At 70.1% G+C, this 10041-nt stretch carries 9 protein-coding genes; 2 read left to right on the forward strand and 7 right to left on the reverse strand.

Annotation, left to right across the window (positions count from 1 at the left end):
* From VKN16_12990 to VKN16_13010, 5 genes are all read right to left on the reverse strand, one after another.
* The coding region (locus VKN16_12990) for an ABC transporter substrate-binding protein (protein HME95120.1) at window positions 1–353 on the reverse strand (353 nt) is incomplete at its 3' end.
* Between the two features lie 78 nt (window positions 354–431).
* Complete coding sequence (locus VKN16_12995; protein HME95121.1) at window positions 432–1883, reverse strand: HDIG domain-containing protein; 1452 nt, start codon at window positions 1881–1883, stop codon at window positions 432–434.
* A complete protein-coding gene (locus VKN16_13000; protein ID HME95122.1) occupies window positions 1883–2734 on the reverse strand; it encodes an amidohydrolase family protein in 852 nt (283 codons plus the stop codon). The genes VKN16_12995 and VKN16_13000 overlap by 1 nt, the downstream gene beginning before the upstream one ends.
* Entirely contained in the window at window positions 2734–3576 is an 843-nt protein-coding gene (locus VKN16_13005) for a crosslink repair DNA glycosylase YcaQ family protein (protein ID HME95123.1), read from the reverse strand. Before VKN16_13005 ends, VKN16_13000 begins: the two co-directional genes overlap by 1 nt.
* 4 nt (window positions 3577–3580) lie before the next feature.
* Complete coding sequence (locus VKN16_13010; protein HME95124.1) at window positions 3581–4465, reverse strand: ATPase domain-containing protein; 885 nt, start codon at window positions 4463–4465, stop codon at window positions 3581–3583.
* Window positions 4466–4641: 176 nt separating this feature from the next.
* On the opposite strand from VKN16_13010, the gene VKN16_13015 reads away from it, so the two are divergent.
* A complete protein-coding gene (locus tag VKN16_13015) occupies window positions 4642–6456 on the forward strand; it encodes an HD domain-containing phosphohydrolase (GenBank protein HME95125.1) in 1815 nt (604 codons plus the stop codon).
* A gap of 301 nt (window positions 6457–6757) precedes the next feature.
* Here the strand turns inward: VKN16_13015 and lexA are convergent, their stop codons facing one another.
* Entirely contained in the window at window positions 6758–7387 is a 630-nt protein-coding gene (lexA, locus tag VKN16_13020) for a transcriptional repressor LexA (protein HME95126.1), read from the reverse strand.
* Between the two features lie 94 nt (window positions 7388–7481).
* Complete coding sequence (tatB, locus tag VKN16_13025; protein HME95127.1) at window positions 7482–7952, reverse strand: Sec-independent protein translocase protein TatB; 471 nt, start codon at window positions 7950–7952, stop codon at window positions 7482–7484.
* Between the two features lie 214 nt (window positions 7953–8166).
* Between tatB and VKN16_13030 the strand changes: the two genes are divergently transcribed.
* Window positions 8167–10041 (forward strand): FecR domain-containing protein (locus VKN16_13030; GenBank protein ID HME95128.1); only part of this gene is annotated, 1875 nt, incomplete at its 3' end.

A 10041-nucleotide genomic window follows, 5' to 3' on the forward strand; every position in this document is an offset into this window, starting at 1 on the left:
GACCGCATCCCGGTCTTCACGCGCTCGAGGCTGAACTTCACCGACTCGGCAGTGAACTCTTCCCCATTGTGGAACTTGACTCCCTTGCGGAGCTTGACCTCCCAGACCGTCGGCGCCACCAGCTTCGGCAGCTCAGCGGCCAGCGCCGGCACGATCTTGAGATTCTGATCGCGCTCCACCAGCGTGTCGTAGATGTGAGTGGCCACCACCGACGCGGGCGTCTCCTGCTGGTTCTGGGTATCGAGCGTGGTGGGATCCACGCCCTGGGCGATGACCACCTTGCCCTGGGGAGCTCCCCACGCCAGGCCCGGCACCACGAGCAGGGCGATTACGAGCGCACACAGACGTCTCACGACCATCTCAAGCCTCCTTGGAAGTTGGGAATCTTGCGGGGAAAATGCCCACACTCTAGGCAACGACGAGCCCACGTGTCAAGTTCCGCCGTTGCGCGGTCCGCGTCGCAAGTGCTCGATCGCCTCCTCGCGCGTGGTGACGAGGCCCAGAGCCTGAGCCTCGCGGGCCCGGGCGAGCAGCCGACCCACCTCGGGGCCTGGCCCCAGCCCGAACGCGGCCATGACGTCGCCTCCCCGGAGCAGCGGAAGCGCCGCGGCCGCGACGATGTCCGCCTCAACGCCGGCCATCAACGCGCGCGCCACCTCGCCTCCTGCCCCCGCCCAGACCACCAGCGGCGAGGCGCCGGTCAGGGCCGCGGCATCCGCGAGCGAGAGCATCAGCACGTCGCGCGCCTCGTCGCCCAGGTCCCGGAAGAAGCGGAAGCGAGCGCGCCGGGTGATCACGCCCGCCTGGGCCAGGTGCATCGGCCGCAGGTGCGCGGCCACCAGCCGCTCCAGCACCTGAGTGGCCCGCCGCGGCAGGCGTAGACGCTCGGCGATGACCCGCGCGCGGCCGGCGCCCACCGCATCGTGGCCGACGAAGCGCACGCGGCCGCCCTCGACGGTGCGGGTCTCGGGCTTGGAGACGTCGTGCAGCAGGGCGGCCAGCTTCAGGACCTCCCGACGCGTGAGCCCGCCGCCCAGCTCGTCGTCGAGATGCTCCCGCAGCGCCCGCCCCCACGGGGCGAGCGCATCGAGATCGGCCAGCAGCACATCCACGCCGTCGACCGCGCGCAGGGAATGCTCCCAGACGTCGAAGCGATGCGGCAGCGGCTGCGCGGTGGCCCGCATCGCGCCGCTCTCGGGCAGGAGCACCGGCAACACGCCGAGCCGGTCGAGGGTTCGCAGTCCCGCCCCGGCGCTCGGCTCGCTCAGGATGCCGACGAGCTCGTCTCGCTGGCGCTCGGGCGAGACGCCGGCCAGCCGCGCGGCCCCCTCCGCGATCGCCCGCTCCGTCTCCGGCGTGAGCCGCCAACCCGGGCGCATGGCCAGGCGCACGCCGCGAAGGGCCCGCACCGGATCGCCCACGATGGCGGTGGGCGCGCACACGCGCACCAGACGCCGCTCGAGGTCGCCGAGACCGCCGGTCGGGTCCACGATCTCGGCCCGCCCGTCGCGGAGCAGATCGGCGAGCGGCGCGGCGAGGGCGTTGACCGTGAAGTCCCGCGCGCGCAGGTCGCCTTCGAGCGTCGGCGCCCGCAGGTCCACCAGATCCACCGCCAGGTCACCGGAGCGGCCCAGGATCCGGCCGGCCCCCCGCGCGGCGTCTAGCACCACGAACGCCGCGTCCAGCCGGTCGGCCACCCGCCGGCCGAGGTCGAGAGCGCCGCCGCCCACCGCCAGGTCGAGATCGCCGGCGGCGCGGCCGCTCACCATCTCGCGCAGCGCGCCTCCCACCAGCCACACCGGGCGCCCGGGCCCGGCCAGCTCGACCAGCACCGCCAGCGCCCGGCGTCCCGCGGCCGGAATCCCGTCGACGGAGACCTGCACTAGAGACCGAGCAGACGGCGGGCGTTGTCGTGGAAGATCTTGCGATGAACCGACGCCGGCAGCGGACGCTCCCAGATCGGCCGCCGCTCGTCGTCGTAGTCGTGCGGAGTATTGGGGAAGTCGCTGCCGAACACGATGCGGTCCTGCCAGCGCATCAGATCCTCATCGGTGACGTCGGCCGGGCTCGCCCCGGCGCCACCCAGGAAGATCGGGCTCTGCGGGGCCATGGCAGCGGTGGTGTCCAGATACATGTTCGGGCAGCGCGGCATGAGGTCGAGATGACGGCGCGTCTCCCACTGTCCCATGTGGGCGACGATGACCTTCATCTCCGGGAACATGGTCATGACGCGCTCGAAGCGCGGGAAGCCGTCGTACTGGTTCGGCCAGGGGGCCGAGCCCACGTGGATCAGGAGCACGCCGCCCCGCGCGATCAGCCGCTCGTACACCGGCAGGATACGCGGGTCGTCGGGATGGAAGCGCTGCACGTTGATGTGGAACTTGAAGCCCTTGAAGCCGTAGCGGTCGAGCGCCTCGTCGGCCACGTCGAGGAGGTCGGGGTCCCCCGGGTGCACGGTGCCGAGCGGCAGGCCCGCGGGCAGCCGCCGCCCGGTCTCGTGGAGCCAGGCGTTCAGGTCGCGGGCGAGGCCGGGCTTGTGCGCGTAGGAAAAGAACACGAAGCGCTCGACCCCCTGCTCGGCCAGAAAGCGCCCGACCCACTCCGGATCCGTCCCGTACCGGAAGTCCCACCCGGGCCGGCCGACGAACCAGCGTCGGATGGCCGCCCACAACCACTCCGGGTGCAGATGCGTATGAATGTCGATATAGCGGAAGTCGGCCGGTGCGACGGCCATCACCGGCTCGCCACCCACTGCCCGGGCCAGCCCGGCACCTCGAATGGTGAGCTCACCCGTCCGGCGCGGGCCAGGCGGCTCAGCGCGTCCTCCACCTCGACGCGGCCGAGACCGAAGAGGCGCGCGATGAGCGCGGGCGTCGAGTACACCGCCCCGGACAGGTAGCGCGAGATCAGCCGCTCCAGCGCGGCCGGCCGACGCAGCCGCCGGCCCTCGGCGACCTGGTCGGGTAGCCAGCGCTCGAGAAGATCCCAGCGGTAGGAGAAGGTGGGCTCGTAGCGCTCCTCGGTCTTCACGATCCACAGCCCTTGCTGCAGCTCGCCCATGGCACGCTCGAACTCGCGCGTCTTGCCGGGCTCGAGCATGAAGCATTCGGCGCGCAGGCCGCGCGTGTACTGCGGCGACTCGCGCAGCAGGCAGTCCATGATGCGTTTCGCGGTCAGGGAGAGCCGTCCCGCCTCGTATTCCGCCCGATAGGCCGCCGCCCGCTGATTGCCACGCCCGAGCGTGTAGAACGCCGGGAAGAGATCGAGGGCGACCAGCACCGGCCGGCCCTTGACCAGCTTGCCGTAGTAGACCTGGCGGCGCGCGGGCAGCACGTCCTTCAGCTCCCACGTCACGCCGACACCGTCGTCGTGATGGGAGTGCCGTGGCCACCGGGGCGCGGACCGGCCTGCCACCGCCTCCCAGAGGGAGCCGAGCCCCTCCGGGAAGCGATAAAAGGTGGAGCAGAGGCCGACCGCGTTGACGAACTCGAGCGCGCTCCGCGCCGATCGCACGCGGCGCGAGGGAAGATGTCGGAAGTTGCGGCGCCGGCGGCCGATGAGGGCGACCTCATCCATGCAGCTAACCCAGCTCGAAGCCCCGCTCGGTCACGCGGTACTCGGCGATGTCGTCGCTCTTGGCGCTGCCTCGATGCTTGACCACGCACAGGAACCGCCCCAGCCGGTTGCCTACCCGCTCGCTGCCCATCACCACGATGGTGTTGGCCACCGCGCCGATGTCACCCGCTGCGACCTTGCGGGCGATCAGGTGCTCGAGCTGGGTCTCCTCGGTGGTCACCAGGAGCAGGCTCGTGACCGATGCGTGATCGTAGCGATGCGCGTCGATGAAGGCGCGGTGCTGCCACACCGGCAGGCAGATCTCCATGCCGAGGGTCTCGCTGTCGCGGTGGATCACCTTCCGGTAGAGATCGTCGAAGATGTAGGGCTGGATGTAGTCGCCCGGCACGTCCATCGGCTCGACGCCGTCCACCACGATGCGACGGCTTCCCGCCCCGAGGTGGAAATACACGAACGGGCGGACGGTGTAGAGCGCCTGGTTGTACTGGGCCTTCCAGTTCCAGTCGAACTCGAGCCCGTCGGAAGTGGGCACCTGGTAGTCGCGCAGCTTGCCGACCCACGGCAGCGCGTCGCAGTAGTAGGCCGCCATCTGCTCGGCGGGCGGATACGGATCGGCCATCGGCAGCACGGTGTGCGTCCAGCGCTTGAGGTCCCACTGGTGCAGCCGGGCCGCGTAGGCGTGGTGCTGCTGGGAGTCCCCGCGCGCGTTCATGTCGAACACGATGCCCGGCTCACCGTCGGCCTGCCGGCCCTGGTGACAGAACCCGAGCCCGAGATGGGTCTTGCCGATCCCGGTGGCTCCGTAGACCACCGTCAGGGTGCCCGGAAGGAGCCCTCCGCCCAGCATTTCGTCCAGCTTCGGACTGCCGGTCGACGCGCGCGTGGTCATAGACGGCAAAGTTTACCGGCCGGACCGGTAGACGGCAAGCCGCCCGCCACTTCTTGACACGCCGCCGAGCCGCGCCCTACGCTCGATTCATGCCGCGCCGAGTGGTCTGGTACCCGGCGGGTTCTCCGACAGCCTCCCTGCTCTCCGCGCTTCCCGGCGATCTCGAAGTCGCGCCGTTGCCGGAACGCGGCCCGACGCGGCTCGGGCGCGAAGAATCCGCCGCGCTGGTGGTGGATCTGGGGGTGCCGGCGGATGCGGCGGTGGCCCGAGACCTGGCCTCCCGCTCTCCCGAGGAGCAATTCGACGTGCCGGTGGTCGCCCTGCTGGCACCCGGCATCCCCTCCCCGATCGCCTGCTACGCCTACGTGCCGACCCCGCCGGTGCCCGAGGTGCTCGCGGCCACGCTGCGCAACGCATGCGATCACGCGCGCGCGCATCGCGAGGCCGAGGCCACCCGCCAGGAGCTGGCCCAGCTCAACCAGATCGGAGTGAGCCTCTCTGCGGAGCGAGACACCGACGCGCTCCTGGATCTGATCCTCACGAACGCGCGCGAGATCACCCGGAGCGACGCGGGCTCCGTGTACCTGGTGGAGGAGACGTCGAACGGGACCCGGCGGCTGCGGTTCAAGCTCTCCCAGAACGATTCGGTGTCGGTACCCTTCGCCGAGTTCACCCTGCCCATCGACGACGCGAGCGTGGCCGGCCACGTGGCCCTCACCGGCTCCGTGCTCCAGCTCGACGATGCCTACGTGCTGCCCGCCGGCTCGCCGTTCCAGATCAACCGCGAGTTCGATGACCGCGTCGCCTACCGCACCCGGTCCATGCTGGTCGTGCCGATGGCGACCCCTCAGGGCACCGTGATCGGCGTGCTGCAGCTCATCAACTGCAAGCGCGATCCCGCCGCCCGCCTGGTCACCCCCGCGGCGGTCGAGGCGGCGGTGACGCCGTACCCGGAGCGGTTCCGCGGCCTCGCCGCGTCGCTGGCCTCCCAGGCCGCGGTCGCGCTCGAGAACAGCCGCCTCTATCAGTCCATCCAGACGCTCTTCGAGGGCTTCGTGCAGGCCTCCGTCACCGCGATCGAGGCGCGCGACCCCACCACGTCCGGCCACTCGTTCCGCGTGGCCGACTTCACCGTCGCGCTCGCAACCGCGGTGGATCGCGCCGACGGCGGTGCGTTCCGGGACGTTCGCTTCTCGCCGGACGAGATGCGCGAGATCCGCTACGCGTCCCTGCTCCACGATTTCGGCAAGGTCGGGGTGCGCGAGAAGGTACTGGTCAAGGCCAAGAAGCTCCCGCCCGGCCAGCTCGACCTCATTCGCCACCGCGGCGAGATCATCCGCCGCGGGCTCGAGCTGCGCCATGCCACCCGCAAGACGGACTGGCTCCTCCGTCATGGCCGCGAGGGCTTCGACGAGCGCGCCGCCGTGTGGGACGCGGATCTGGCGCAGGTCCTCGCCGACCTCGATCAGCACCTCAAGGCCGTCGCGGCGGCCAACGAGCCGACCGTGATGCCCGACGACGTCTCGACCGGCATACTGGAGCTGGCGGACCGCTCCTTCCCGGACTATCGCGGCGACTCCCTGACCCTGCTCACACCCGAGGAGGCCCGGATCCTCTCCATCACGCGGGGCAGTCTGACTCCCGAGGAGTACGAGGAGATCCAGTCGCACGTGGTCCACACCTATCAATTCCTCAAGCAGATCCCGTGGACCCAGGAGCTGCGGCGGGTGCCCGAGATCGCGCGCTCGCATCACGAGAAGCTCGATGGGTCAGGGTACCCCGCGGGCTGGCGCGCGCCGGACATTCCCATCCAGACTCGGATGATGACGATCTCCGACATCTTCGACGCCCTGACCTCGCGTGATCGGCCCTACAAGCCCGCGCTGTCGGTGGATCGCGCGCTCGACATCCTCGGCCAGGAGCGCCGGGCCGGCGCGCTCGACGGCGACCTGCTCTCGCTCTTCATCGCCGTCCGTCCCTGGGATCGATAGCTCAGGCGGCGAGCATCGCCGCCAGCACGCCCCACGAGGCGGCTCCGAGCACCATCGCGGCGGCGCCGAGCCAGTCGGCGAGCCGCGATCTCTTCATGTGTTGAGCGCTCAGCGCCAAAAAAAGGGGGCGTCTGGGCCCGGCCTTCGCACGCGTGCCGATCCATACCCGTCGCTTGCCGCGCGAGCGTCGCCAGTCGCGCGTCCAGTCTCGGCGCGTGAGGGCCCGCCGCTTCGTGCTCCGTATCGCCACTGCTCTGGTGCTCATCGCTGTTCGTCCTTTCCGCGTGTCCCGAAACGAATCTCACATCTGCCGCACGACACCGACCACCTTGCCCAGGATCCGGAAGTCGCCGCGACCCGGCTCCACCACGATCGGCTTCATGGTGGGATGCTCCGGGCGCAGCACCACCGTTCCACCCTCCCGGGCGAACCGCTTGACCGTGGCTTCCCCATCCAGCAGGGCCGCCACGATATCGCCGCTGCCCGCCGTCTCCTGCTTCCGCACGACGACCAGGTCGCCGCTCATGATGTGCGCGTCGATCATGCTGTCACCCTGGACGCGCAGGGCGAAGACGTCCGAGCCGCCGGTGGGAAGCCAGTCGGGCCGGAGCGGGAGGGTATCCTCCTGGTTCTCGACCGCGGTGATCGGCGTACCCGCCGCGATGCGACCCATGACCGGGATGCCCGAAGGCTCCCCGCGCCGAGCGCCCTTCTGCGCCGGCAGCACGAGCGTCCGCGACGCCCGCTTCCCGGTGACCCGGCGCTCGAGCATGCCCTTGCGCTCGAGCGCGCGGAGATGATCGAACGCGGCCCGGGCCGTGAAGCGGAACCTCTCGCCGATCTCCCGCACCGTCGGCGGCACGCCGTGTCGCTCGCCGAAGCTGCGGATGAAGTCGAGCACCTGACGCTGCCGCTCCGTCAGCTCTTTCACCCGGTCGCCCCTCCTGATCTGTGTGCTTCGGTCCGATGATGCTCAACAGATGATAGTCAACACCCGTTGAGGTCTACAAGTAAAAAAAGAGGGCCTACCCGGCCGGCTCCCAGGGCTCGCACACGGGACACGTCGAATACCCGGCCTCCCGGGCTTCGGCCACCCGCTTGAAGTACACCCGCTCCGGCTCCGGAATCCGTCGAGCCCAGCTGCAGTCCCGCCCGTGGAAGAGCTTGCCGGCCCGCTGCGCCAGGTAGGGCTCGCCTTCCTGAACCGGTACGGCCGGCGTGTCATACGGGTTCGGGACCGAGTCGGGCAGCGCTTCGGCGGTCGGCACCGGCACGGCTTCCGGCGGGGTCGTGATCGGGGTGAGGTCGGGCACCGGGTCGATCTCGTTGATCTTCAGGTTGGTTTCGATGGTCGAGCGGAACTCGTCGCTGGCCTTCCGGAACTCCCGCATCGCCCGGCCCAGCGACTTGCCCAGCTGCGGGAGATTCTTGGGCCCGAAGACGAGCAACGCGATGACGAAGATGAGGACCAGCTCCTGCAGACCGATGTCGAACATGGATGAGCGCGCTCAGCCTCCGATGATATCACTCCACGCGCGGGCAAGGGCTCGCACGCAAGAACTGCGCTGCCGCGTCGGGCCGCGCCGCGAGCGGAAACTCGCGGCGGATTCTAGCACGTCGTGACCCTTGCGCCCGCTGCACCCCGAACGCATAATCAAGCACTCGGCCGACGTGCCGGGATCGATCACTGTCGGTACGGAGGCGTAGAAGATGAGACGCACCACCTGGTTGCTGTCGGTCGTGACGATGTGGGCGACGCTGATTCCGTCGCTCGTCGTCGCGCAGGACGCCGTCGGCGTCGTCACCACCCTCGATGGCCGCGCCAACGTCGCGCGTCCGACGCAGACCACGCCCCTCGCCCTGAAGTTCAAGGATGATGTGTTCGGCCGCGACCGGATCAGCACGCAGGAGAACTCGCTGGTGCGCGTGCTCCTGGGCGGCAAGGCCATCCTCACCGTGCGCGAGCTGTCCGAGGTGACCATCACCGAGGACGCGGGGCGCGCGGTGGTCACGCTGCCCGACGGCAAGGTGGTGCTCGCGGTGGCCAAGCAGCGCATGCGTCCGGGCGAGTCGATCGAGATCCGCACCCCGAACGCGGTCGCGGCGGTGCGTGGCACCATCGTCGCGGTGACGTACGACGCGCCCAACCAGCTCACCAGCGTGGTGTGCCACACCGGTGAGTGCGGCTACCAGTTCCAGAACCAGGCGCCGGTCGTCCTGCAGCCGGGCATGGGCGCGCAGAACGGCACGACCGGGCCGGTCTCGCCCACCGAGCGCGCGGCCGCGGTCAACGTTGCCGCCAACGCGCCCCACTCGGAGCCCGGCGCCGAGACCATGGCCCTGATCATCGAGAACGGCCAGCGCACTGCCGCGACCCTCGCGGGACTCGTGACCGGGACGCCGCCCAACTTCGCGCTGGGGACCAGCACCGCCAATCCCGCCGGCGTGGTGCAGCCCGCCCCGAACGACGCGTTGACGAACGTGCCGACGTCGTTCCTGGTCCCCGAAGCGCAGGGAACACCGCAGCCGCAACCGCCGACGCCGCCCACCAACAACAATCCGCCCCCCACCACCAACAACCCGCCGCCGGGGCCGGGCGCCTTCCCGGCCGGCTGGACCCTCACCGGTGTCGGCAGCGTCATCGCCAACCTGGGCTCGATCGCGGCCCCGCCTCCGCCCGCCGTCTCCACGAAGGCCGGTGCGGTCGAGAAGATCCAGAACGGCAACTTCGGCACCGGCATGGCCCTGATCTTCACGGGCCCAGGAGCCGTGCCCACGGGCTCTACCGGCCCCGGAGTTCCGCAGGAGACGAGCACGCTCAGCCAGACCTTCAGCGTCGACGCGGGCACGGCGCTGGTGCTGCGGCTCAAGTACAACTTCTTGAGCAACGAGTTCCTGAACAATGAGGCACAGAGTCAGTTACCGACCTTCGACGACACATTCCGCGTGAGCTTGCTGAATCCAGGGGGCCCCGCGCCGATCCAGGTGGCGCTGGAGTCGCGCACCACGTCTTTCACCCCGAACACCGTGTCGCCGGAGACCGCCAGTGCGGGCGGGTTCACGATCGGCCTGGGCAACGGCGTGACCGGCTTCAAGGACGTCTCATTCTCGTTCACCCCGACCACGTCGGGCGAGGCGCAGCTGGTCTTCGACATCTTCGACGTGGGCGACACCGGCGTCGACTCCGCCGCGCTCATCGACTCTGTGTCCATTCTCACCGATCCGCCGCTCTTCTTCGTCAAGAAGGGCGAGACGCTGACCCGCACCGGGACCGAGCCGCTCTTGCGGCTCAGCGCGACGCCGAGCACCTTCGACTCCGCCATGGTCGTCTGCTGCGGCGGGCGCGTCACGCTGGCGGGTCCGCTGCTGGCCGCGCTGGACAGCGATCTCACGGTGCCGTTCAGCCTGCTGAGCGTCTATCAGAGCGGCTCGCTCTCCACGTCCACGTCCGAGCCCCTGGTCCGCCTCGACAACGGCCGCCACACGATCGGCAGCGTCGGTCTGCCGATCTTCGACATCTGGGGTGTGAGCTCCGCGGCCGACGCCCAGACCGGTCTCACGCTCGGCACCGACCGGCCACTGCAG

The sequence above is a fragment of the Candidatus Methylomirabilota bacterium genome, assembly GCA_035315345.1.
Classification (GTDB): Bacteria; Methylomirabilota; Methylomirabilia; order Rokubacteriales; family CSP1-6; genus CAMLFJ01.

Coding starts and splice junctions, on each gene's coding strand:
- VKN16_13000 (HME95122.1), bottom strand. CDS start 2,734: ATGGCCGTCGCACCGGCCGACTTCCGCTATATCGACATTCATACGCAT.
- VKN16_13005 (HME95123.1), bottom strand. CDS start 3,576: ATGGATGAGGTCGCCCTCATCGGCCGCCGGCGCCGCAACTTCCGACAT.
- VKN16_13010 (HME95124.1), bottom strand. CDS start 4,465: ATGACCACGCGCGCGTCGACCGGCAGTCCGAAGCTGGACGAAATGCTG.
- tatB (HME95127.1), bottom strand. CDS start 7,952: ATGTTCGACATCGGTCTGCAGGAGCTGGTCCTCATCTTCGTCATCGCG.